The organism is Mucilaginibacter sp. P2_A4 (genome assembly GCF_056405015.1).
Genome location: NZ_JBFUCX010000001.1, coordinates 526,126 through 550,695, shown reverse-complemented (window position 1 = coordinate 550,695; position 24,570 = coordinate 526,126). Strand labels below are relative to the sequence as shown.

Sequence of the window (24,570 nt, the reverse complement as noted above, 5' to 3'; positions counted from 1 at the left end):
TTCTGAATCAGAATTTTCAGAATTAAAAAATTAACAGAATTAAAAAAAACGACGTTGAATTAACATCGTCAAATTTTCAAATCAGCTAATCTTTAATTAACTCAACCACTCACCTAAAACACTACTTAATCCCGTAATGATCGTTCATTAGTTTCACGAATATGGGGCCGGGTAAAATGGCCTTAAGAGTAGGCACAATGGTTTGGCCTATAGCTCCTACCAGGTAACTATGCGCGGGTTTTGATTTGGCTACTATTTTGCAGATCTGTGCGGCCAGTTTATCCGGACTTGCACCTATGCTTTCGTCCTTTTCCATGGCAGCTACAGCAGCGTCAAATTCTTTTTTAAGCTGATCGTTTTTCAGGGTGAACGGAAGCTTTTCGCGGTTGCCTGTAAAATCGGTTTTGAAATCGCCAGGGTTTACTACCGATACCTTAACACCGGTATTTTGTAACTCCATGCGCAAACTTTCAGAGTATCCTTCAATAGCAAATTTTGATGCACTGTATAATCCCTGGTATGGCAAACCAAACAGGCCAGCCAATGAGCCGATGTTAATCACCAATCCTTGTTTTTTTTCTATCATGCCCGGTAAAACGGCGCTGCTTACCCGTACTACACCAAAAAAGTTAACCTCAAATTGTTTTTTTGCAGCATCAACAGGCATAGAGTACAGCGGCCCGGTGATACCATTACCTGCATTATTAACCAATACATCTATCTTGCCTTCGGCCTTAATAATTTTATTGATAGCCGCGTTTACAGATGCATCATCGGTAACATCCATTTGCAGCGGATTAAATGATACGCCGGATATGCGTTTAATATCACGTGTTGTACCATAAATCGTATGCCCTTCGGCTGTCAAAGCTGTGGCTGTGGCCAAACCTAATCCGGATGATGCCCCTGTTACAAGAATTACTTTTTTCATTTTTTAAATAGTGATTGAATATTTTAAGTGTTGAATTATTCTATGCAGGGAATAATTTTATAAAACTATAAAATTATAACTGTTACCCGATAATGGATGTTAAATAAAAACAACGGAAACAAAACTACCCACCAAAATCAATAAATATATTTAAGACAATGTTATTTTCCTGTTTATTTTTCTGATTACTTGGTTATATTTGAATAAAATAGATAAATCGTTTTACCAAATCACCTTTTCATTATATGACAAAAATCAAGTACGCGCTCGTAGGTTTGTTTTTAGGCGGCATTTCCCTGGCATACGGCAAAACTGAGCCTTTGAAACAAATTCACCCACAACAAAACATGGCAGATACGGCCGGCATCCCGCCCCTCAAATGGCGGGAACACTGGTTTGAGCATAAACAACTATTAACCCGGGTATTTTATGATGATAATGTAGCCGTATATTATGATGACGATGTAAACCGCAGCATTACCTGGCCTTTTAAAATAATGGCTGATGTATGGAAGTATACCAAAAAAACATACGGCAAGTTTGGCAGCGATGAGCGATTATTTGTCATTTTTCATTCGGGTAAATATGGCGGTGGCCACCCGGCTTCTTATTTTGATGATAGCCATGATAACCGCAACGTGATAGATGTTGGCCTGGGCGATCCTAATGCCTGGATGGAACCTAACGGCAACAACATCAGGATTCCGGTACATGAAGTTGGGCACATTGTTGAAGGGGCATCAAAGGGCATCAAAAACTCTCCATCTTTTCCGCTTTGGGGCGATAGTAAATGGATGGAAATTTATATTTATGATGTACTGAAAGCACTTGGTAGTAATGATGAGGCAGAGGCTATATACCAGCAGATGCAAACAACTAAGGATAACTTTCCACGCCCTCGTACGCAGTGGTTTAAAAACTGGTTCTACCCTATTTATAGCCAGCACGGCGGCAAGGCAGTTTTAAACCGGTACTTTGAACTCCTGGCTGCCAACTTCCCCAAAAATGGCAAAGAATATAGCCGCGACCTTAACTATGGCGAGTTTATCCACTTTTGGAGCGGTGCAGCCGGGGTGAACCTTAAAGCACAGGCAACCATCGCCTTTGGATGGCCCGACGAATGGGAAAAAGAGTTTAAACAAGCGCAAAAGGATTTCCCTAATGTGAAGTATAAATAATGCCCCTACACTACACCTATGTTTAACAAAAACGCCTGAGATCTTAACAGAAATCAGGCGTTTTAATTTATAGCTGTAACTTATTACATTTTATTCCTTGGATCTGCTTTCGTCCCCTCAGGGTCTCCTTGAAAAGGGACCCTGAGGCCGTTTGCTGAGCATAAATGCATATTCGACATGCATGGCTCCTCAGGGTCCTCTGCGAGAGACCCTGAGGGTACTAAAAGTATAAATAATACCCCTACTCTACACCTATGTTTAACAAAAGCGCCTGAGATCTTTACAGAAATCAGGCGTTTTAATTTATAGCTGTATATCCTTTTTCGTCCCCTCAGGGTCTCCTTGAAAAGGGACCCTGAGGCCGTTTGCTGAGCATAAATGCATATTCGACATGCATGGTTCCTCAGGGTCCTCTGCGAGAGACCCTGAGGGTACTAAAATGCTTATTACATTTTATTCCTTGGATCTGCTTTTGTTTTCAGCACATAATCATGCGGAGGCTCAACACCCAACAGGTTCTTTACAAAATAATCCCAGCGACGGCGCATCATATAGGGCGAGTACGCGCCATAGCCATGCGGACTGTTAGGGAAAACTACCAGGTCATAATCCTTATTAGCTTTCTCTAAAGCTTCAACCACCAGCAGAGTATTGTATGGAGGTACGTTGTTATCCATTAACCCGTGGGCAAGCATTAGTTTACCCTTTAAGTTTTTAGCATAGTTTTGATTAGCGTGAGCAGCATAATCAGAGTTGGCTACCAAACCGTCATAACGTTCGCCCCAATCATCCTCGTAGTTGCGGTTATCATGATTGCCCGATTCAGAAATGCCCACCTTAAAAAAGTCAGGATAACGGAACATCGCCGCCGCGGTAGCAAAGCCACCACCAGAGTGCCCCCAAATGCCTACTTTATTGGTATCAATAGGATATTGCTGCGATAACTGCCTGATGCCGGCTATCTGATCTGGCAAAGTATTTTCAGACATGTTACCGTAGCTCATATCATGGAAACTTTTGGAACGCAGCGGGTTGCTGGTGCCTTCAATCTCTACTACAATAAAACCTAATTCGGCCAATGACTGGTTATCACCTCTTGATGAAACAAATGACCAGCTGCCTACACTGCCACCCTGCGGACCAGGATATATATAATCAATTACCGGGTATTTTTTACCAGCATCCATTTTTGTTGGTGTAAACACCAATCCGTAAACATCGGTTTTGCCATCATGTGCTTTCAGCGTAACCGGGGTAGGCGCGTGCCACCCGGTAGCAGTAAGCCTTGATATATCTGCTTTTTCCAAAGTAGAGATCAGTTTACCATTCAGGTCACGTAATACAGTAACCGGGGCAACATCGGGTTTAGAGTAACTATCAACAAAATAACTACCACCCGGCGATAAGGTTACGCTATGGTTGCCATCCTCGGGAGTTAATGCGGCAAAATGTTTACCGTCAAAATCAACCTTGCATAACTGGCTAAAATATGGGTTCTCTTTTTCGCGGCCGTCGGCAATAAAGTAAACCACGCGGTTCTTTTCATCTACCTTTAGCAATTTAGTTACTACCCAGTCGCCTTTGGTAATTTGGTTTTTAACCTTTCCGGTAACGGCATCGTACAGGTAAAGGTGGCCCCAGTTATCGCGTTCGGAGTACCAGATGATCTCGTTTGTTTTGGCAAGGTATTTCCAGTTGATAGTACCCTGGCCCGATTCGTATTGTGTTTTAACGGTTTCTTCAAAAACCTCTTTAACTGTACCGGTAGCTGCATCACTGATCCTGAATTTCTCATTCTTGTGATCGCGTGAGGTAGATACAAATGCAAGTTTGGAGGCATCCGCGTTCCAGTCCACATCATCAAATGTTCCGCTGCTGCTGATATCATCGCTCAGGGTAGCCCGGTGCGCATCTGGCGCTACCTGCAGTGTAACCACTTTAGGATTATCCACCTCTACAATCACCCTCGTGATCATGGCAATTTCATCACCCGGCAAAGGATATTTCCATTGCTTTAAAGTTGGCTTAGCCACATTGGTGGTAACCAGGTACATATCGCTCACCTTACGCTGATCCTGCTTAAAGGTGGCTATCTTCCTGGAATCTGGCGACCAGCGCAGTATCGCCGCATCTGATGATTGCCAGCCGGCATTATCTGTGGCGTATCCAAAATCCTTTATCCCGTCGGTGGTCAGCTGAGTTTGGTTACCTGTTTTAACATCGCGCACCCAAAGATTATAGTCCTTGATAAAGGCGGCACGGTTTCCATCGGGTGATAACACTTCTTCCGTCTTTCCTCTGCGGCCAGCTGGAGCTTCTGCTTTACCTGTATTCATCGCCTGTGTGCAAACGTCTGTTTTCAAGTCGTACTGCCAGTGCTTATCTGCGGCAAAAAACAAAAGCGTTTTACCATCTGCCGAAAAGCTAATGGTTTGAAAAGGCAGCATGTTGCCATCGTATTTATTACCAGAAACGGCAGATAGTACTTCTGCCAGTTTTTGATGGTCAAAGGCTACATCACGCGTTTTTTTAACCGGATCAACCAAAATAAATTCGCTGCCCTGGGCGGTTAAAACCCTGTACCAGAACTTATCGCCCGGCAACCAGTTAGGGCGAACGTAGGCCCTGTCAACAAGCTGTTCTGTATTATAGTACAGAAAGCTTTCGGCATTTTCGTAATCCTTAGTGCTTAAAGCGCCACCCTGCTGGGCATGCGCGGCCACAGCCATAGCGAACGCCGGAATGGTGAGTAAATATTTATTCATGAGTGTCAACTAATGTTTTAAAGCGCAAAGTAATGCTTTTTTATCATTTGAGATTGTTTAAAGATTGTTACAAGAGCGCAATAACAGCGTTAGTCTATACGAGGTATAAAGCGATCTTCCTAAACAGGCCCGCCATAAAAATACGCGTGGGGTTAAACGCAAAAAATCCCGGGAGATTATCCCGGGATTTTTGGTCTAATATTTAAAAATCCTTTGTCCGAAAGTCCTTTGTCTAAAAGTCCTTTATCACAAAATTACGACTTCTTAGCCTGTTGTTGATTCCTCATCATTTCTTCCATACGAGCCTGGAAACCTGATTTCTTCTTTTTGGTGTCCTCTGGTTTCTTTTTATTTTCCTGTATCTGGGCATGAATCTTTTTATCGTCAACCATAAATTTAATCAGGTATTGTTGTAAAAAGGTAAGCATGTTGGCCAAAAAGTAATAATAATTTAAGCCTGATGGATAGCTGTTAAGGGTGAAAAGGAATATAAGTGGTGTAATGTACCCGATATATTTCATTTGTCCGGTTGCTCCAGAAATCTGGTTATTGAAGTAGGTGTAAATCAACGTTGATATCGTCATCAGCAAACACATTAAGCTGATGTGATCAACACCACCTACAAGCGCTATAGGAGCAAATTTAATTACCGAATCATAAGTTGACAGGTCATGCATCCATAAAAAGCTTTCGCCGCGCAGCTCAAACAAACTTGGGAAAAACTTAAAGAATGCGATTACTATAGGCATTTGTATCAGCAATGGTAAACAACCACCCAGGGGATTAACACCCGCTTTTTTATAAAGCTTGAGGTATTCCTGCTGTAAAAGCGTAGGGTTATCTTCACCCACTTTAGTTTTTATCTCATCCATTTCAGGCTTCAGCACACGCATTTTGGCCATTGAAAGGTATGATTTGTAGGTAAGCGGCGATAATACCAGCTTAAGCACAATGGTTAAAACTAAAATGATCAATCCGTAATTCCAGTTAAACTGTTTCAGGAAATTAAATACAGGCAATACAGCAAACTGGTTGATGTATTTTAATGGACCCCAACCCAGGTTAACCAATTTGTTAAGATCGGAGCCTTGCTGTTCTAAAGTTTTATAACGGTTAGGGCCAAAATAAAATACTAACGGAACACTGCCGTCTGATGAACGTACCAGCGTCAAATCGGCTTTCATCTGCTTAACGTCAGTAGTATCGGCAACGTCAGTTACTACGCCAAAGCTCGATTTACTGATACCATTTTTAGCAATTAATGCATTGGAGAAAAAGTGTTGCTTAAAAGCAACCCAGGTCATCTTTTTATCACTTACATCTTTTGAATCGTCTTTATTTTCATTAAGCCAATCAACAGTATTTTCGGTATTGTAGTAATACACTGTCGAATACTGGCGCTCCTGCTTCATATCCTTTTCCTGTTTGTGCAGGCTGGCTGCCCAGTTAAGGTTAAGGCTGCTGCTATTGGCTATAACGCCATCAAGTCCGGTAGGTTTAATAGTCAGGCCTAATTTAAAGCCGGTACCTTTTAAACTGTATATGTAATCAATATACTGTGTAGGGCTATAGCTTAAACGCAGAGTAATAGATGCAGAATCTTTTTCGGCAACTTTTAAATCAGCAGCGCTTGGGTTAAAATAGTACTCGTCGGTATTTATTTTTTTATCCCCAACATTAAAGTTCAAACCAAAATGATCTTTATCCCCACTGAAAAGTACAAGAGGCTTTTTATCAAAGGTTTTATAGTTCTTTAATTCAACCGAAGCTACTTTACCACCTTTTGTGCTTAGCTTAACTAATAATTCCTGGTTTTCAATAGTGATTAGTTTCTCGCTGCCCACTGATGCTGCTCCGAAAGGGCTTTTTAAAGTGGCAGAATCCGCAACCGTTTTAACAGCAGCTTTTGCTGTATCAAATTTCGCGGTTACGGGGGTATTTGTTTTACCCAATAACCCCTTTTTTAAAGAATCCTGATGTTGAAAAAGGGCATCTTTTTTCAATTGGGCTTCACTCGGCTTTAAAAAATAAACAGAGCCGGCTATGATAGCCATAATCAGGAATAATCCTGTGAAAGTATTTTTATCCATTATATTGTATCGTACAATTACTTATTTCTTACGGGCATAAGCCAGTGAAGCGGCGACAAAGTTAATAAAAAGTGGGTGTGGATTTGCAACTGTTGATTTTAATTCGGGATGAAATTGCGAGCCTACAAAAAACGGGTGGTTTTTAAGTTCTACAATTTCAACCAGGCCATTTTCAGGATTAATACCTGATGGTATCATGCCAGCTGTTTCGTACTGTTTAAGATACTCATTATTAAACTCATAACGATGGCGATGCCTTTCTGATATATGATTTTTACCATATATAACCGCTGCTTTAGTTCCCTTTTTAATATCACATGGATAAGCGCCTAAACGCATAGTGCCACCTTTGTTTGTGATGTTTTTTTGATCTTCCATCATCCCTATAACCGGAAACTCCGTTTCAGGGTTCATTTCTGTACTGCTTGCCTTATCAAGCCCTAAAACGTTACGGCCAAATTCAACAACGGCACATTGCATACCTAAACAGATACCGAAGAAAGGAATATTGTTTTCGCGTACGTACCGGATAGCCTGAATTTTACCCTCAAAACCTCGCTCGCCAAAGCCTGGAGCCACCAGCACGCCATGCATGCCTTTTAGCCTTTCAATAGCATTCTCTGGTGTTAATGTTTCTGATGGAATATATTCAACCCTTACTTTACACTCCATTTTGGCACCTGCATGTATAAAGGCTTCTGTAATTGATTTATAAGCATCGGGCAGCTCTACATATTTACCTACCAGCGCAATGCGTACATCGGCAGTTGGGTTTTTTAAGCGGCCCAGGAAATCTTTCCAGCTATCAAGGTTGGGTTCGTTTTTGTGCGATAATTTTAGTTTGGTAAGCACTGTTTTGTCCAGCTGCTCTTTCAGCATCAATAATGGCACATCATAAATAGTTGATGCATCAATTGATTCAATAACCGCATTAATGTTCACATTACAGAACAGGGCAATTTTTTTGCGGATATCGGCATTAAGGTGGTGCTCTGTACGGCAAACCAAAATATCTGGCTGAATACCATATTCTAACAGCATTTTTACCGAGTGCTGGGTTGGTTTGGTTTTCAATTCACCTGCAGCTGCAAGGAAAGGAACCAATGTAAGGTGAATTACCAAAGAGTTACCAGAACCTGTTTCCCACCTAAACTGACGTACAGCTTCAATATAAGGTAATGATTCAATGTCACCTACGGTACCACCTAATTCGGTGATCACAATATCATATTCGCCACTTTCGCCCAATATGCGGAAGTTGCGTTTAATTTCGTCAGTAATGTGAGGAACTACCTGTACGGTTTTACCTAAAAATGCTCCCTCACGCTCTTTATTGATCACATTTTGGTAAATGCGACCGGTAGTAATGTTATTTGCTTTGGATGTTGGGGTATTTAAAAAACGTTCGTAATGACCAAGGTCCAGATCTGTTTCGGCACCATCCTCGGTCACATAGCATTCACCATGCTCATATGGGTTAAGTGTTCCCGGATCGATATTGATATAGGGATCAAATTTTTGGATAGTGACACGATAACCGCGCGATTGAAGTAGTTTGGCTAATGAAGCGGAGATAATACCTTTTCCTAACGACGAGGTAACGCCACCCGTAACAAAAATATATTTAGTCATGATTTTTTTGAAAAATGGCTGCGGTTTTATGCCGAAACCAAATGTTTGTGTACGGGATACAAAAGTAAGAAAATTTTCAGGCTTTGCTTTACATGTTGAGAAAAAATGGGCCGTAAAAAGCTCCCCATCTATTCTTAGGATTATAACACACTTTAAATGAGATACTTATAAATAACCATCAAACAAAAATGACAAAAACCTACACGTTTTCCTTTTGTCGGCTGTACTTTGCAATTTTACGGTGAAGCTCATTTGGGTTAAAGGGTTTACTCACGTAATCATTCATCCCAACAGTAAATGCCATATCCTGAATATCAAGCATGGCTGATGCTGTGAGCGCTATAATTGGCAAATCTCTGTATTTTTCGCCGGGAAGCTCGCGTATGGCCGTTGTAGTTTGGTAGCCATCCATCTCTGGCATTTGAAGATCCATCAAAACCATATCGTAATCATGGGTTTGCACCAGCATTAAAGCTATTTCGCCATTTTCGGCAACATCACATTCAACGTCCCATTGTTTCATAAAATGTTTAGCCAGTATTACGTTTATCTGGTTGTCTTCGGCAATAAGCAATTTGGTGCCTTTAAGGCTCTTTAAACTGTAAAACTCGTCGCTATCCGAAGTGCTGCTCAATTGTTTTTTACTATTTTTAAACACAAGACTGAACTTAAAAACAGATCCCTTACCAAATTCGCTGATAACTGTAATTTCGCTGCCCAACAGTTGTAAAAGGCGTTTTGTAATAGTAAGCCCCAGCCCGGTACCTCCATATTTACGGGTAGTATCAGTACTTGCCTGGCTAAAACTTTCAAAAATATGCTCAATTTTATCGGGCATAATACCTATCCCGGTATCGGTTATTTCAAAATCAATGGTTGAGTTATCCTCGTCGCGGCAAGCCAAAGTTGCGGTAACAGTTACCTTTCCCTGGTGTGTAAATTTAACAGCATTGCTTATCAGGTTAGTTAATATCTGCCCCAAACGTACCGGGTCGCCAATAATTGCATTGGGCAGGTCCTGATCCATCATCAATTTTATCGGGATATTTTTTTCGCTGGCCTTTTGAAGCAAGGCCAGCCTGATATTTTTTGTAAGATCGGTAATGCTGAAATCAACTTGTTCAAACTCCACCTTACCTGCCTCTATTTTACTAAAATCCAGGATATCATTAATGAGTACCAGCAGGTTTTCTGCCGAAAATTTTAGGAAACCTAAAAATTCCCTTTGCTCGGGTTTCGGGTCCTGGTGTATAAGCAAATGAGTAAAGCCAATTACCGCGTTCATCGGTGTGCGTATCTCATGGCTCATGATAGATAAAAATTGCGCTTTGGCCATGGCAGCCTTCTCAGCAAATTCTTTGGAAGTTATGAGGGCAACCTCCAGTTCCTTGGCTTTTGTTATCCGCTCCTGCAAAAAGCTTATAATATGAATAAGATCATCGTCAGAATCGGAAAGTTTCAGTTCAACATCCGGGTTGAGCGCTTTAATAGCCTCTTTTAATTGCGAAATAGATCGCTGTTTAATTTCGTTTTGCTCCTTCAGGTTATCGGTTACCGAAAGGTATTCGCGTTCGCTGATATTGAACGCGTGATCGGCCAGTTTTATTGATTTATCAAAGTTGTTAAAACTTGTATTTATGGCATTCAAAAACTGCACAACAGCAGCATCCTCCAGGTATTGTGCGGGAAGCAGTTTTTTGATTTGTTTATTTAGCAGTTGGTGATAATCCATAACTATTTCTCTGTAAAGGTAGTAATGGTCATGGTTTGGTTATGTAGCTCGCAGTTTGAACCTTTGTTCAAAGGCGAAAGCTCCCCATAGGAGTAAAAGCCGGCAATAACGGTATTATCTCCAAATATATCTTTGGCTACTGCCAGTTCTTCTTCTGTACGTTCATTGAGCACCAGTTTGCGCCCCACGCAGCTTACCATGATAGCAAGTTCGGTTTCGGTCGAACTATCAATAGCGTCTGTTGCCGCGGCCGATGACGCGTTGATTAATTTTGTAAAATTGGCTTTCATAAGGCGCACCTTGCTGCCTTCGGGTAAGTTACCGGCAAAAGTCATTGATTTTTCATCATCGTTAACACTCAAAATGGTACGCACCAGCTTTTTATCCGAACCATTAATACTTAATGATAAGGGAAATAACAATGCCGAACCGGGAAGTTCTTTAGCATACTCGCCTAAATATTCCTTATATAAATCAAGGGCATTTTTATGATCAATCTCAAACAACACATTTTTATCAGATTTAGTAATAGTGCGCTGCGGGCCAAATTCTTCCCAGCCACCATTTGAGCCGTGGTTAACCAACAAACTATCGCCGTAAAAACCAACAGCTATAACATTGCCCTGCGCAGGCACCTCGTTTAACCCTGTATAGGTACTGGCAAACCTGGCTGCATCGCCGGCAAGCCCACCGGTAACAGGCACTTTACCCGGATTGTCATCATTAAAACCGGCAACCAGTTCACTGCCGTTAATATAAGTGCCATCAGATATAATGAAAACGCAATTCAGATGCTCCTTATCAAGCTGCGACATAAGGTATTTGCCTGTTTCATAGCTATTGGCATGTTTACTTACATGTGTAGCGGTTGCAACCACAGCAGATTTTTCAAATTCAATGGCTGTTGCAACTATACTATCGTCATACACTTCGCTGCCCATGATCTCGCCTGAGGTTGATGAGAAAACAATGTTGGCTATTGGGTAATTTATTTTGAGATAATTATGAATTTCTGGTACTATAATTAACTGGGGAGCACCAAAAACAAATACCAACTGGCTCTTTTCGGCATTAAAACCGGGAGCTGCAAAATAGCTGGTCCAGCCATTGCTTGTAAAATGAAGCTGACTTATGCGCATAACTATAACAGTTTATTATTTAAGGCTAGGTGAATGTAATAAATTAAAAAGCAATTAATTTACCACAAAGCAAATAAATTATACGTTTGTTGTTAGTGTAAAATTCTTTAATTATTGATAGGTGTTTTTATTGTAATAGTTTAAACAGAGCACTTTACCTGTTTTTATTAAATCAATAATTATTAAAAATCATCTGTTAACTTTATTACGATAATTTATTTAATAAGGTTTTAATTTTATACTTTTTGTAAATTAACGTAACCTGGCATATGAAAAAACTATTTCAAGCCCCGGCTTATTTAGCCAGAATTAAGCAGAAATTAACGACCAAAAGTTTATGGGGATGTTAATTTTATAAATGCAGCGGGAGTTTTTCCAAATCAGCAGGCACATCCACCGAATGTGTTTCCAGTTCGGTTTCGGCCACTTTAATACGGTATCCGTTCTCAATCCAGCGCAGCTGTTCCAGGCTTTCGGCTTTCTCCAGGCCAGATACAGGGAGTTTAGTGATTTGCTGAAGCACATCTGCGCGATAGCCGTAAATGCCAATATGTTTAAAATAAGTGTGGCATTTTAGCCAGTTGTGAGGCTCACAGGCACGGATATGAGGTAACGTGGCCCGTGAAAAATATATTGCTTCGGATAATTTATTGATGATTACTTTGGGCGAGTTGTAGTTAAAAAGTTCTTCGTTTGTAACAATCTTTTTTATCAGCGTGGCTATCTGTGTACCGGCATCTGCAAAACAAGCAGCCAGCTTGGCAATTTGCTCGGGGTTAATATAAGGTTCATCACCCTGGATATTAATGATCACATCATATTCAGGATGCAGGCGGGCTACTTCGGCGCAACGGTCGGTTCCGCTCTGGTGATCATCAGCCGTCATTACGGCCACACCGCCAAAGGCCTGCACATGATCAAATATCCGGTCATCATCTGTTGCAACGATAGCCTCGGCCACATCATCACATTTTTTAACCTGCTCATATACCCGCCGAATCATGCTTTTACCGGCGATATCAACCAATGGCTTACCCGGGAAACGGGAAGATGCATAACGGGCAGGAATGATACCTAATATTTTCATTTTTAGTGGCAGCTATTTAAGTTGTAATTGACGGATCAAAGATAATTAGTTTACACTTTATTATATTATCCATAACACACAACAGACAACCCGTACCCCGAATCCATGTTAAAACAAACCATTAATCTCGCGCTCAATCAATTGCACAATAGTAGCCATGTCTTCTGTATTATTAGCAAAGTCAAGGTTATCCTTATCAAGGATGAGTAGTTTACCCAGCTTATAGTTTTTTATCCATTTTTCGTACTTCTCGTTCAGTTTAGATAAGTAATCTAAACGAATACCGCTTTCATACTCCCTGCCACGGCGCTGAATGTTGCTTACCAGGGTGGGCACTGATGCTTTGAGGTAAACCAGCAAATCGGGCGGTTTAATAAACTCGGTTATATTATCAAATATGGATTCGTAGTTTTCGTAATCGCGGGTGGTCATTAACCCCATATCATGCAGGTTTTCTGCAAAAATATAAGCATCTTCATAAATGGTGCGATCCTGCAAAATATTACGCCCGCTTTTTTGAATATCGATGATCTGGCGGTAACGGCTGTTCAGGAAATAGATCTGCAGGTTAAAGCTCCAGCGTTTCATATCGCTATAAAAATCTTCCAGGTAAGGATTATTATCTACGGCTTCAAAAAGTGGTTCCCAACCATAATTATGGGCCAGCATTTCAGTTAAGGTGGTTTTACCGGCGCCTATATTTCCTACAATAGCTATGTGCATGCTTATTTTATTTGTTTTGTCTGAACCGTAATTTGTCGAATTTACAGAATTACTTGAATTTTTAAAGGTCCGAAACTTTATTATTTCAACTTTTAAATGTTAAAAAAAGCCCTGAAAGGGCTCCTGTTATAAATTCCGAAAATTCTTTAATTCTTTTAATTCGGGTTCAAACGTTTTTTAAAATTTCTTAAACCCTATGATTTCCCTTACTTCTCTAATGGTTTTAGAAGCGCTTTCGCGAGCCTTATCGGCTCCTAACTGGGCTACTTTACGCAAGTATTCGGCATCACCGGCAATGGCGCTAATCCTATCCCTGATTGGTGCTGTGGCAATGATCATATCCTCGGCCAGTTGTTTTTTCAGGTCGCCGTAACGGATATTCATTGTATTGTATAAATTATCAAAATGAGCCAATGTATCTGCCGATGAAACAACTTTCATCAGGTCGAACAGGTTTTGAATTTCCTGGGGTTTGGTTTGATTTTCTGTTGTTGGGCCCGCATCAGTAACCGCGCGCATTACTTTCTTTTTAATGGCCTCCGGGGTATCACCAAGAAAAATGGCATTGCCCTCCCCCTCTGATTTACCCATTTTACCTTTACCATCAAGCCCCGGAATTTTCACCAGGTTACTGCTATAATTAAAGGCATAAGGCTCGGGAAAATAATCATGATTATACAGCCTGTTAAAACGGTTACCAAAGGTACGGGCCATTTCCAGGTGTTGTTCCTGATCTTTCCCTACGGGTACCTTGGTAGCTTTATGGATGATGATATCCGCAGCCATTAACACCGGGTAGGTAAGCAAACCGGCGTTCACGTTTTCGGGGTTGGCACGTACTTTATCTTTAAATGAAGTGCTGCGCTCCAACTCGCCCAAATAGGCGTTCATATTCAGATAAAGGTATAGTTCGGCAACCTCGGGCACATCTGATTGTGCGTAGATGGTGGCTTTTTCCGGATCGATACCGGCGGCAAGATACTCCACCAAAACCTGTTTTACATTACTATGCAAATCGGCAGGTGTAGGGTGTGTGGTTAACGAATGCAGATCGGCAATAAAAAAATAACAGTTAAATTCATCCTGCATTTTTATAAAGTTCTGCAATGCACCGTAATAATTTCCTAAGTGTAAATTTCCGGTTGAACGGATGCCACTAACAACAGTTTCCATAATGGGCGAAAGTAAGGAATTTTTCTATTTTTGATGACGATGAAAATGATATTGAAAAAAGTACACCGCTTTTTATATGTGATTAGTGTAGCTTTATCCTACTTTTTATTTTGGCCTTTTTTTTATTATTGTTCTAAAAATCCGTCGCGTTACCATACCCTCAATAAACTGCGCGGGGCCTGGGGTTTCATCAGCTCGGCAATGGTAGGTATATTTTATAAATTCCAATATGAGCAACCTATTGATTGGAGCAAAACCTATATTATTTGTCCCAATCATACATCAAACCTGGATATATCGGCGATGTGTATCCTGGTGAAAAACGACTGCTCTTTTTTGGGTAAACAGGAATTGGAAGAAGGCCTGGTGACCGGTCTGTTCTTCCGCACCGTTGATATCCCGGTTAACAGAGAAAGCAAAATGTCATCCTTCAGGGCATTTAAAAAAGCTGCCGAAAAATTACAGAATGGCATATCACTGGTAATATTTCCGGAAGGAATGATAGCAGACATTTATCCACCTCAACTGGGCCACTTTAAGAATGGCCCTTTCCGGCTCGCTATCGAAAATAAAATACCCATAATACCGGTAAGCTCATTAAACACCTGGAAAATATTATGGGATACCGGCATTCAATATGGCAGCAGACCGGGCAATTGCAATTTTTATATTCATAAACCCATCGATACATCAAACCTAACCATAGCCGATGCCGATACCCTGCGCCATAAAGTTTATGTCATTATGAGGGATAAACTGGAACCTCAAATTAGTTAGCGATGTTTAACGTGTACAAAAACGAGTATTTTTTTTACATTTGGTGAACATGAAATTAACACTGAAAAGGATACATACCAATTTTTACAGGTATAGCATCGCTTTCTTTTTTACACTATGCTACCCGGCCTTATACTTATTAAGGCAACAAAAAAGCTGGTATAAATACATTAACCAGGTAAGGCGGCTCATTATATTTTTAAGCTCAAGCATATCAGGTATTTTTTATAGCGCCAGTTTTGAAGAACCTGTAGACTGGAAAAAAACATATGTAATTTGTGGTAATCACACCTCAAATCTTGATGTATCTGCAGTAAGTACCATCATGAAAAACAACATCTGCTTTATGGGTAAGGAAGAATTATTAACCAACTATGTGCTTGGCTATTTCTTTCGTACTATTGATATTACTGTTAACCGGGAAAGCAAAATGTCATCCTTCAGGGCGTTTAAAGCAGCGGCCGAACGGATAAAAAGTGGAGTAAGCGTGGTTATTTTCCCAGAAGCTACTATTCCGAAAGATTACCCGCCCGAATTAAATTCGTTTAAGAACGGCCCCTTTCGCCTGGCTATTGAAATGAAGGTGCCTATTTTGCCAATTAGCTCGGTAGATACCTGGGAGGTACTTTGGGATACAGGCAAAGAACTTGGCAGTAGACCAGGAATTTGTAATATATTTGTACATAAACCCATCGAAACAGCCCATTTAACTTTGGATGATGCCGATGCGCTGCGTGATGAAGTTCACGCTATTATTAAAATGAAACTACAAACTGCATGAACATAGATAAAGAAACAGTTGAAAAGGTTGCCCACCTCGCCCGTTTAGAACTCAGCGAAACTGAAAAAAAGGACATGATTAAGGATATGAGCAAAATTCTTGATTTTATGGCCAAACTTAACGAGCTTGATACAACCGGAGTTGAGCCTCTTATTTATATGACCGATGGGGCAAACATTTTACGGGAAGATGTAGTGAAACAAACTATTACGCACGAAGAAGCCTTAAAAAATGCCCCTAAACACGACGAGGATTATTTTTTGGTGGCAAAGGTGATTGAGAAATAGATAAAGGACTTTGAAGCAAGGATAAACGACATTTTTAATTTCTGATTTTGACTTACACCTTTGTAACAAATCCTACCCTCTTGTTGTCCAAATAAAAAAACATTCATGGAGCCATTAAACGAGAAGCCTTTAATTAGCATAAACGAGATCGGACGTAAATACGTTATAGGTACCGAAGTAATACACGCCCTTAAATCTGTTTCGTTAACTATTAATAAAGGTGAATTTGTGGCTTTGATGGGGCCCTCTGGTTCGGGTAAATCTACGCTGATGAATATTTTGGGTTGTTTAGATACGCCAACTAAAGGTGAGTACATATTAAATGGCATAAACGTAAGCCATATGACGGACAATGAACTGGCCGAAGTACGTAACTCCGAGATTGGCTTTGTTTTCCAGACGTTTAACTTATTACCCCGTAATACCGCCCTTGATAATGTTGCGTTACCCCTCATTTATGCAGGCATCAACAAAGAGAAACGTACAGAACGTGCTACCAACGCGCTAAAAAACGTTGGCTTAGGTAACCGTATAGATCACAAACCTAATGAGCTTTCGGGCGGTCAGCGCCAGCGTGTTGCTGTAGCCCGCGCGTTGATTAACAACCCCTCTATCATCCTGGCCGATGAGCCTACCGGTAACCTTGACACCAAAACTTCCATCGAAATTATGGGGTTGATAGAGGATATTCACGCCAAAGGCAATACCATTATATTAGTAACCCACGAAGAGGACATTGCCCTTCACGCCCACCGCATAGTACGTATGCGCGATGGCTTGATAGAAAAAGATTACCAAAACCCAGAAATACATACGGTTAGCAGGCGGGTTGAGGAAGTGTAGATTTCACTTATTATTATCTTACCGGCACTACTGTAGAGACGCATAATTGCGTCTCCCTCAGGACATTCAGGATTTGCAAGGTCGATTTGCATGCGAGAGACTATGCGTCTCTACATAACAAAATCAACTGATAATCAATAACTTAAAACCAATATTTTTTTCATAAGGCACTCTTAATGACGTTTGTGTTTCGATGTAGGTAGGCATGTCAGTCTGAGCCTGTCGAAGACTCGCGCGGAGAGGCTTTTGCACACTATGCTTCGACGGGGCTCAGCATGACAGGCCTTTTAACAACATCATTTCCCCATCAGATGCCAAACGGATTTTTAAACTCATATGACGAGCTTTTTTCCTCCTAAAAAAATTAAATAACACTAAAATAGTTAGCAAACTTGTATTACATTTGAAATATGTATGCAATTGTTGATATTGAGACTACCGGGGGGCATGCCAGCGCTAATGGCATCACAGAAATTGCTATATGCATACATGATGGCAAAAAGGTTATCAAGCGGTTTGAGACCCTTGTAAACCCTCACCGGGAAATTCCTATCTATATCAGCGCTTTAACAGGCATCACCAATGAGATGGTGCAAAATGCTCCACCTTTTGAAGATGTTGCTGCCGATGTATACCATCTTATCCATGGCAAAATATTTGTTGCCCATAATGTTAATTTCGATTATTCATTTGTACGCTATCATTTAGCTGCTGCCGGGTATGATTTGCAGTGTAATAAACTATGTACGGTACGCCTCGGGCGAAAAATACTGCCGGGACTTCCCTCCTATAGTTTAGGTCGGCTGTGCAAACACCTGGGTATTGATAATGAAAGCCGCCACCGCGCAGCCGGAGACGCCGAGGCCACTTCGGAATTGTTTACGCTGCTATTGAAAAGTGATACCGACGGGCATATTAAACAGGCCCTTAAACAAAACTCCAAAGAACAGGTATTACCCGCAAACTTGCCTAAAAAAGATGTGGAAGCTTTACCGTTTTCGCCGGGTGTATATTACTTTCACGATCAAAAGGGCAAAGTTATTTATGTAGGTAAAGCCAAAAACCTAAAGAAACGCGTAAGCAGTCATTTCACCGGCAATAACCCAGGTTTACAGCGACAGGAGTTTTTGCGCAACATTTACCAGGTTAGCCACCAGGTTTGCGGCACCGAGCTGATTGCTTTTGTGCTGGAGGCCATTGAGATAAAACGCCTGTGGCCAAAATATAACCGATCATTAAAGCGCTTTGAAAACGCTTATTGTTTATATGCTTTTGAAGATCAGCGAGGCTATATCCGTTTAGCTGTTGACAAGCGCCGTAAATTCAGCGATGTGATCTATACCTGCAACTCATTGCTGGATGGCTACAACCTGCTTAACAAGCTTATAGAAACCTTTGGCTTATGCCCTAAACTTTGCTTTATCCAAACCAACAATAACCCTTGTTCAGGTGCTGCAGGAAGCGAATGCGCCTGCGAGGGAGTTGAAAGCGTTGATGATTATAACCTTAAAGTAAACAACGCCATTGATGAATTAAAACGCGCCTTACCCACTTATGCCATCCGCGATGAAGGCCGTACAGGTGATGAGCATAGCTGCATTTTGGTAGAGAAAGGCCAGTTTTATGGCATGGGTTATATATCCCATTATTTTGATGCTGATAATATTCAGCAATTGAAAAACCACCTCACCCCCTATCCGGGGAATGATTATATTAAGAATATTGTATCCAGCTATGCTACTCGGTACCCCGATAGGATGGTGGTGTTTGCATAGGCGCAGAGATAACTTACGAAGTTTTAAAAACTTCGTAAGTTTGATTAACAAACTTTTCAAATCTTACATGTGAAGATCAACCCTGATACCTGTTACCATTTGTACAACCGAGGCAACAACAAAGAGCTTGTCTTTTTTGAAAATGAAAACTACACCTACTTTCTTGATCAATTCAAAAAGCACGTCCTTCCTTTTGTTGAAGTTTACGCCTACTGTTTAATGCCAAACCACTTTCACTTTTTTATCAAAGTAATTGATAAAGACCTTTTTGAAAAGGGAATTAAAAACTTCTTTATTTCATATTCAAAAGCGATAAACAAAAAATACAATCGGGTTGGGAGTTTATTTCAAGGAAGATATAAGGTATCTGAAGTTACTTCTAATAGTTACTTTACCAAAATCATAATTTATATTCATCAAAACCCTATAGTGGCTAAGCTTGAAAAAAACTTGGGGAGTTATAAATATTCGTCGTATCCTGCCTACTTATCAAGTAAAGAAACTGTAATTAGCAAACAAGAAGTCTTAGATTGGTTTAGTGGATTAGATAGCTTTATTGATCACCATAAAACAATTGTAAATGACGAAGAAATACGTAAGTACTTGTGATTTTTCAGACTCATGAAACCACCTAAAAACTTACGAAGTTTTAAAAACTTCGTAAGTTATCTCTCTTCCAGGCAACTATATGCCCTGAAGAGTTTTTATATCAGACGCTCACAATAATCATACTAACCTCCCAAGCGTCTTGATACTTGATACTAACTACTTAATACTTTCTCTAAATTATCCCCAAAGTTAATTTTATTAACACAATAGAGATTTTGATTGGTTATAAGCTATAACATTTACCAACAAAAACTTTAAATAATGAATAGCATTAATCAACAACAGCCGGAAGATAATTATAAGGATCTCGGCGGACCGGAAGCCATTGCCAAAATCAAAGAATTAGTCGGCAGCGCCAAAAGTTGCTTCTTTTTAACCAATATAAAAACGGGCCTGCCGGTATCAATTCGGCCAATGTCAGTACAAACAGTGGATGAAGAGGGTAACCTCTGGTTCCTGAGTGCTAACGATAGCCATAAGGACGGCGAGATAGCGAAAGACCCTATGGTACACCTGCTTTTCCAGGGATCGGCACACTCAGATTTCCTGAATATTTATGGGATTGCAGAAGTAAGCCAGGATAAACAAAAGATAAAGGAGCTTTGGGAACCCTTATTGAAAGTTTGGTTTACCGAAGGTGAAAGTGACCCGCGCATCTCTGTAATTAAGGTTGAGCCAACCCAAGGTTATTATTGGGATAATAAACATGGCAATGCCATTGCCTTTGTAAAAATGATAGCAGGCGCGGCCATCGGCCAAACACTCGATGATTCCATCGAAGGAAAAATAACAATATAGTTATCTCTTCAAATAGGAAAGCCACGCTGGTTTATATACTGCGTGGCTTTCTTATTTCAGGGGCATTCCGGTAGAACACCCATAAGCCGGCTACTTCAGATACTTATCATACCACTCTATATAACGCTGCAGCCTATCCACCTGGTAACTTGGCACTGTTATACCATGAAACTGGCCCGGGTAAAGCACCATCTGTGTAGGTACCCCCTGCGATTTCAGCGCCTGGTACATTTGCTCGCCGCCGCCTGTGGGTACGTTAAAATCTTTTAAGCCCGACATAAACTGTGTAGGCGTTTTTATCTTATCTGCATGAAAAAACGGGTACGATAGCTTGATATACTTCTCGGGGTTTTTCCATGGAAAACCCAACTCATTATCATATTGTATCACCCATTGATCGCTGCCATAAATGGCCAATTGTAACGCGCTGCCCGCCCCGCTTGATGCTGCTTTAAAACGACTATCGGTTGCTATGGTATAATCGGTAAGGATCCCGCCGTAGCTCCAGCCACCTATGCCCAGGTGATCTTTATCGGCAACGCCTGTTTTCACCAGTTCGTCAACCGCTCCCAACAGATCCTGTACTTCTTTATTACCCCAATCGGCATAAATGGCTTTCGTATACTCAAGCCCTCGCCCGGTACTGCCCCGGTAATTAACCGCGGCAACCGCATAACCCGCCGAGGCCAGCGTTTGCCTGATCATATCAAACTCAAATTCGTCCTGATCTGTAGGGCCGCCGTGTATGTACAGGATAAAAGGCAACTTTTTGTTTACCATACTATCCGGTGTATATAATATGCCCGATACCAGCGTACCATCACTACTAAAAGATTGAAAACCTTTTACGTGCGCAAGCTTAATGGTATTTAACCACTTATCCTGGTGAAAAGTAAGCCGGCGAATCTTGCCATTCTCAATAGCTACCAGTTCATGCGGCATATAAGGGGTGGTCATTTTGGCTATCCAAACACCGGGCGAATGCCCTATCAAACTTTCAAAACTACACTCGGCACCTTTATAAACCGTTGTTGATTTGCGAAGGAGCAGGTTATATTGAGCAACATAGCGAATACGATCATTGCTTACCAGGTAAACGATGTTCTTGCTGTCGCGACTCCAGGCGTGGTTACTTATCGGGCGGTCAAGTGCTTCGGTAAGTATTTTGTTATTCTTACCGTCGGCATCCATGATACATAAAACATCGTGCTGATAAATGTAATAATTAGCATCACTGGTTGAGCGTAGATAAGCGATGTGTTTACCATCCGGACTCCAGAGTGGGGCAATATCATGCCCGGTAAATGTGGTGAGCTGTTTTATCTCACCATCGTCCTTAGCCTCAACCGTAAAAATATCCAGGTTTTCATTCCTATCGGGATCCGCAGTATGGTTACTCACAAACGCAATTGCTTTACCATCCGGACTCCATACCGGCGATTCATCATCCCTATCCCCTGTTGTTAATGTATCCAATTTCTTTGTATCAATACTATACAGGTACAAATGCGTGTGCAAATGCTGCAGGTAACCATTAATATCCTGTTTAAAGTGATATCGATCTATCTTTATAGGAGGAATGGTTTTGGGCTCCTTACCTGCATTTTCGGGATCTTTAATTACCAGCACCAGTTTCTTACTATCAGGCGACCACGCATAATCTTCCAGATCTCCTTTTTTTATATCTGTTAGTTTATGTCCTTCGCCTCCCCTTCGGTCCATCAGCCAAACCTGGCCCCCGTTTTTGGAATCCCGCTCAGATAAGAAGGAAAGGAATTTACCGTCCGGCGTCCATTTAGGTGAAGAAGCCGCTTCGTCGCCATAGGTAACCTGGATGGATTGCTTGCCATCAAAACTCTGCATCCACAGGTGCGATACCCGGCTATCCTTGGCTGTATCAACCTCTGATAAACTATAAGCCAGCCATTTGCCATCGGGTGATAACTGCGGATCAGATAATGTGGGGATATTATTGATATCGGATGGTTTTAAGGGGCGTTTAGTGGTTTGGGCTGAAAGGTTTTTGAAAGCCAATACAGCGAAAACGATATATATAAATTTATTCATGACGAACTAAATCAATTGAGTTATTGTGAATTCCCTTATCCAGGCTGATTACTACTTCTTCAAATATTTATCAAACCACACCACATATCTTTGCAACCTATCAACCTGGTAGCTCGGCTTGCTGATACCGTGAAAGGAGTTTGGATAAAGTATCAATTCTGTTGGTATCCCCTGCGATTTTAGGGCCTGGTACATTTGTTCGCTGCCAATGGTTGGCACGTTGAAATCCTTCAACCCAGACATGTACAGTACCGGCGTTTTTATTTTATCGGCATGAAAGAACGGGTACGATAACTGGATCCATTTATCGGCGTTTTTCCATGGCACGCCCAATTCGCTTTCATATTGCAATACATATTGATCGCTGCCATAAACAGACAACTGTAATGCGCTACCTGCGCCACTGGCAGCAGCCTTGAAACGGGTATCTGATGCAATGGTGTAATTAGTAAGGATGCCGCCGTAGCTCCAACCACCTATGCCCAAATGATCGGGATCAGCTATGCCCAGCTTCTCCAGCTTATCAACCGCACCCAGCAGATCTTTAACTTCCTTATTACCCCAATCTGCATAAATAGCTTTACAATAATCCAGCCCACGACCATTACTGCCGCGGTAATTTACAGCAGCCACCGCGTATCCTGTACCAGCTAACACCTGCCTCGTGGCATCAAAAGTAAATTCGTCCTGCCCAACAGGGCCGCCATGAATAAATAATATCAGCGGTAGCTTTTTCGCATTGCTATCGGGAGTTAATATAATACCAGAAACTTCTGTACCATCAACACTTGTTGACTCAAAGCCTTCTACATGAGCAAGATTAACCGTATTTAACCATGCCTGCTGATGAAAGGTAAGCCGGCGTAGTTTACCGCTTTCTAAAGCAAATAATTCGGCTGGCGTATAGGGGTCGCTTTTTTGTACTACCCAGTTGCCAATGGCATTTGTACCAATATCGGTAATGCCATATTCACCTTTATTTACAGTCGCGATTTTTCCATTGTTTACGTTTACGCTGGCTACGTAACGCTCCCGGTCATCAACAACTAAAAATGAAATGCTTTTACTATCCTTAGCCCAAACCTGGTTGGCAACCGGGCGGTCGAGTTGTTGAGTTAGTACTTTTTTGTTTGAACCCACAATATCCATAGTGCACAACACATTCTGATCATACATCATATAATCAGCATCGCTGGTTGATCGCAGGTAGGAGATCAGCTTACCATCAGGGCTCCATTGAGGATTTCTGTCCGGTCCTTTCCAGGTAGTTACCTGCAATATACTGGCATTAGGCCGCGCATCTATCGTAAAAATATCGCTGTTCTCATTTCTATCCGGATCGGTACTACGATTACTTACAAAGGCAATTGTTTTGCTATCAGGCGACCATACCGGTGATTCCTCGTCCTTATCGCCCTTTGTAAGTGTATCCAGTTTTTTGGTGACCATATCAAGCAGGTATAAATGCTGGTGCAGGTGCTGCAGGTAACCTTCCACATCCTGCTTAAAGTGGAAACGATCAAGCACTATCGGCTTGGGTGTTTTGGGTTCTTCCTTACCCTTATTTGCAGGATCGCCAATTACAATTACCAACTTTTTACTATCTGGCGACCACTCATAATCGCCCAGGTCGCCTTTAATATCTGTGAGTTTAACGCCCTCCCCACCCCTGCGGTCGATTAGCCAAATCTGCGATCCATTCTTTGACTCGCGCGATGAAAGGAATGACAAATATTTTCCATCCGGCGACCATTTTGGCGATGAAGCAGCTTCGCCTCCGTGTGTTAGTTCAATAGATTCTTTACCATCCCAGCTTTGCATCCACAGGTGCGCTACACGTTTATCTTTTGCTGTATCAACTTCAGATACGGTATAGGCCACCCATTTACCATCCGGCGAAAGCTGCGGATCACTTACCGTAGGTATGCGGCTGATATCTGCAGGCTTTAACCGGGTCTTTACCTCCTGGGCCAATGCATAAAAAGAAACAGTAAATGCAATAATGGAAAGTATGGTTCTTTTCATAGATGAATACAATAAATAAAGTCTGTAATTTAACAATTAGTAGCAGAATCTGCAGGAATTAAACCCCGATGCCGGAAATATTACAAAAGATAAACCGGATTTACATAGTCCAATTCTCACAAACTATTTTCCGTCTGATTAACTATTAACTTAATTAT

19 protein-coding genes are annotated in these 24,570 nt (G+C 41.3%); 8 read left to right on the top strand and 11 right to left on the bottom strand.

The features are described from left to right. Positions 1-121: 121 nt before the first annotated feature. Positions 122-931, bottom strand: a complete 810-nt coding sequence (locus AC1DYB_RS02145) for an SDR family oxidoreductase (protein ID WP_477432026.1) — start codon at positions 929-931, stop codon at positions 122-124. 245 nt (positions 932-1,176) lie between these two features. On the opposite strand from AC1DYB_RS02145, the gene AC1DYB_RS02140 reads away from it, so the two are divergent. Beyond that, positions 1,177-2,109, top strand: a complete 933-nt coding sequence (locus AC1DYB_RS02140) for a hypothetical protein (RefSeq protein WP_477432024.1) — start codon at positions 1,177-1,179, stop codon at positions 2,107-2,109. 446 nt (positions 2,110-2,555) lie between these two features. Here the strand turns inward: AC1DYB_RS02140 and AC1DYB_RS02135 are convergent, their stop codons facing one another. The 8 genes from AC1DYB_RS02135 to trpS all read right to left on the bottom strand — a co-directional run bounded on the left by AC1DYB_RS02135 (position 2,556) and on the right by trpS (position 14,450). Then, the gene (locus AC1DYB_RS02135; RefSeq protein ID WP_477432022.1) at positions 2,556-4,874 is read right to left on the bottom strand and encodes a S9 family peptidase; all 2,319 of its coding nucleotides are present in this window, start codon (positions 4,872-4,874) and stop codon (positions 2,556-2,558) included. 254 nt (positions 4,875-5,128) lie between these two features. After that, positions 5,129-6,964, bottom strand: coding sequence for a membrane protein insertase YidC (gene yidC / locus AC1DYB_RS02130; protein WP_477432020.1), 1,836 nt, complete (start codon positions 6,962-6,964; stop codon positions 5,129-5,131). Between the two features lie 21 nt (positions 6,965-6,985). After that, entirely contained in the window at positions 6,986-8,596 is a 1,611-nt protein-coding gene (locus AC1DYB_RS02125) for a CTP synthase (protein ID WP_295713050.1), read from the bottom strand. Positions 8,597-8,795: 199 nt separating this feature from the next. Then, positions 8,796-10,328: an ATP-binding protein gene (locus AC1DYB_RS02120; protein ID WP_477432017.1), complete on the bottom strand. Its 1,533-nt coding sequence runs from the start codon at positions 10,326-10,328 to the stop codon at positions 8,796-8,798. A gap of 2 nt (positions 10,329-10,330) precedes the next feature. Further along, positions 10,331-11,467: an FIST signal transduction protein gene (locus tag AC1DYB_RS02115; RefSeq protein WP_477432015.1), complete on the bottom strand. Its 1,137-nt coding sequence runs from the start codon at positions 11,465-11,467 to the stop codon at positions 10,331-10,333. A gap of 352 nt (positions 11,468-11,819) precedes the next feature. Beyond that, entirely contained in the window at positions 11,820-12,554 is a 735-nt protein-coding gene (gene kdsB / locus AC1DYB_RS02110; protein WP_477432013.1) for a 3-deoxy-manno-octulosonate cytidylyltransferase, read from the bottom strand. A 108-nt stretch (positions 12,555-12,662) separates the two neighbouring features. Then, positions 12,663-13,277: a deoxynucleoside kinase gene (locus tag AC1DYB_RS02105; protein ID WP_295713061.1), complete on the bottom strand. Its 615-nt coding sequence runs from the start codon at positions 13,275-13,277 to the stop codon at positions 12,663-12,665. Between the two features lie 177 nt (positions 13,278-13,454). Further along, the gene (gene trpS / locus AC1DYB_RS02100; RefSeq protein WP_477432011.1) at positions 13,455-14,450 is read right to left on the bottom strand and encodes a tryptophan--tRNA ligase; all 996 of its coding nucleotides are present in this window, start codon (positions 14,448-14,450) and stop codon (positions 13,455-13,457) included. A 39-nt stretch (positions 14,451-14,489) separates the two neighbouring features. On the opposite strand from trpS, the gene AC1DYB_RS02095 reads away from it, so the two are divergent. The 7 genes from AC1DYB_RS02095 (at position 14,490) to AC1DYB_RS02065 (ending at position 20,320) form a co-directional block, all read left to right on the top strand. Next, positions 14,490-15,227: a lysophospholipid acyltransferase family protein gene (locus AC1DYB_RS02095; protein ID WP_477432009.1), complete on the top strand. Its 738-nt coding sequence runs from the start codon at positions 14,490-14,492 to the stop codon at positions 15,225-15,227. Between the two features lie 49 nt (positions 15,228-15,276). Next, on the top strand, positions 15,277-16,008 hold the full coding sequence (locus AC1DYB_RS02090) for a lysophospholipid acyltransferase family protein (protein ID WP_295713069.1): 732 nt from the start codon (positions 15,277-15,279) through the stop codon (positions 16,006-16,008). Beyond that, the gene (gene gatC, locus AC1DYB_RS02085; protein WP_295713072.1) at positions 16,005-16,295 is read left to right on the top strand and encodes an Asp-tRNA(Asn)/Glu-tRNA(Gln) amidotransferase subunit GatC; all 291 of its coding nucleotides are present in this window, start codon (positions 16,005-16,007) and stop codon (positions 16,293-16,295) included. Before AC1DYB_RS02090 ends, gatC begins: the two co-directional genes overlap by 4 nt. Positions 16,296-16,400: 105 nt before the next feature. Further along, positions 16,401-17,138 (top strand): ABC transporter ATP-binding protein, encoded by a 738-nt coding sequence (locus AC1DYB_RS02080; RefSeq protein ID WP_477432007.1) that lies wholly within the window; start codon positions 16,401-16,403, stop codon positions 17,136-17,138. A gap of 410 nt (positions 17,139-17,548) precedes the next feature. Next, positions 17,549-18,913, top strand: a complete 1,365-nt coding sequence (locus AC1DYB_RS02075) for an exonuclease domain-containing protein (protein WP_477432005.1) — start codon at positions 17,549-17,551, stop codon at positions 18,911-18,913. Between the two features lie 69 nt (positions 18,914-18,982). Beyond that, positions 18,983-19,522: a transposase gene (locus AC1DYB_RS02070; protein WP_477432003.1), complete on the top strand. Its 540-nt coding sequence runs from the start codon at positions 18,983-18,985 to the stop codon at positions 19,520-19,522. Between the two features lie 261 nt (positions 19,523-19,783). Continuing rightward, positions 19,784-20,320, top strand: coding sequence for a pyridoxamine 5'-phosphate oxidase family protein (locus tag AC1DYB_RS02065; RefSeq protein ID WP_295713085.1), 537 nt, complete (start codon positions 19,784-19,786; stop codon positions 20,318-20,320). A gap of 90 nt (positions 20,321-20,410) precedes the next feature. Here the strand turns inward: AC1DYB_RS02065 and AC1DYB_RS02060 are convergent, their stop codons facing one another. Then, the gene (locus AC1DYB_RS02060; protein ID WP_477432000.1) at positions 20,411-22,387 is read right to left on the bottom strand and encodes a S9 family peptidase; all 1,977 of its coding nucleotides are present in this window, start codon (positions 22,385-22,387) and stop codon (positions 20,411-20,413) included. Between the two features lie 51 nt (positions 22,388-22,438). Next, entirely contained in the window at positions 22,439-24,412 is a 1,974-nt protein-coding gene (locus AC1DYB_RS02055; RefSeq protein WP_477431998.1) for a prolyl oligopeptidase family serine peptidase, read from the bottom strand. Between the last annotated feature and the right edge of the window lie 158 nt (positions 24,413-24,570).

Bases quoted from the DNA above. Each gene is read 5' to 3' on its own strand.
- AC1DYB_RS02120 (WP_477432017.1), bottom strand. From the start codon at position 10,328: ATGGATTATCACCAACTGCTAAATAAACAAATCAAAAAACTGCTTCCC.
- gatC (WP_295713072.1), top strand. From the start codon at position 16,005: ATGAACATAGATAAAGAAACAGTTGAAAAGGTTGCCCACCTCGCCCGT.
- AC1DYB_RS02060 (WP_477432000.1), bottom strand. From the start codon at position 22,387: ATGAATAAATTTATATATATCGTTTTCGCTGTATTGGCTTTCAAAAAC.
- AC1DYB_RS02105 (WP_295713061.1), bottom strand. From the start codon at position 13,277: ATGCACATAGCTATTGTAGGAAATATAGGCGCCGGTAAAACCACCTTA.
- AC1DYB_RS02090 (WP_295713069.1), top strand. From the start codon at position 15,277: ATGAAATTAACACTGAAAAGGATACATACCAATTTTTACAGGTATAGC.
- AC1DYB_RS02055 (WP_477431998.1), bottom strand. From the start codon at position 24,412: ATGAAAAGAACCATACTTTCCATTATTGCATTTACTGTTTCTTTTTAT.
- trpS (WP_477432011.1), bottom strand. From the start codon at position 14,450: ATGGAAACTGTTGTTAGTGGCATCCGTTCAACCGGAAATTTACACTTA.
- AC1DYB_RS02065 (WP_295713085.1), top strand. From the start codon at position 19,784: ATGAATAGCATTAATCAACAACAGCCGGAAGATAATTATAAGGATCTC.
- AC1DYB_RS02140 (WP_477432024.1), top strand. From the start codon at position 1,177: ATGACAAAAATCAAGTACGCGCTCGTAGGTTTGTTTTTAGGCGGCATT.
- AC1DYB_RS02095 (WP_477432009.1), top strand. From the start codon at position 14,490: ATGAAAATGATATTGAAAAAAGTACACCGCTTTTTATATGTGATTAGT.
- yidC (WP_477432020.1), bottom strand. From the start codon at position 6,964: ATGGATAAAAATACTTTCACAGGATTATTCCTGATTATGGCTATCATA.
- AC1DYB_RS02125 (WP_295713050.1), bottom strand. From the start codon at position 8,596: ATGACTAAATATATTTTTGTTACGGGTGGCGTTACCTCGTCGTTAGGA.
- AC1DYB_RS02145 (WP_477432026.1), bottom strand. From the start codon at position 931: ATGAAAAAAGTAATTCTTGTAACAGGGGCATCATCCGGATTAGGTTTG.
- kdsB (WP_477432013.1), bottom strand. From the start codon at position 12,554: ATGAAAATATTAGGTATCATTCCTGCCCGTTATGCATCTTCCCGTTTC.
- AC1DYB_RS02135 (WP_477432022.1), bottom strand. From the start codon at position 4,874: ATGAATAAATATTTACTCACCATTCCGGCGTTCGCTATGGCTGTGGCC.
- AC1DYB_RS02115 (WP_477432015.1), bottom strand. From the start codon at position 11,467: ATGCGCATAAGTCAGCTTCATTTTACAAGCAATGGCTGGACCAGCTAT.
- AC1DYB_RS02080 (WP_477432007.1), top strand. From the start codon at position 16,401: ATGGAGCCATTAAACGAGAAGCCTTTAATTAGCATAAACGAGATCGGA.
- AC1DYB_RS02075 (WP_477432005.1), top strand. From the start codon at position 17,549: ATGTATGCAATTGTTGATATTGAGACTACCGGGGGGCATGCCAGCGCT.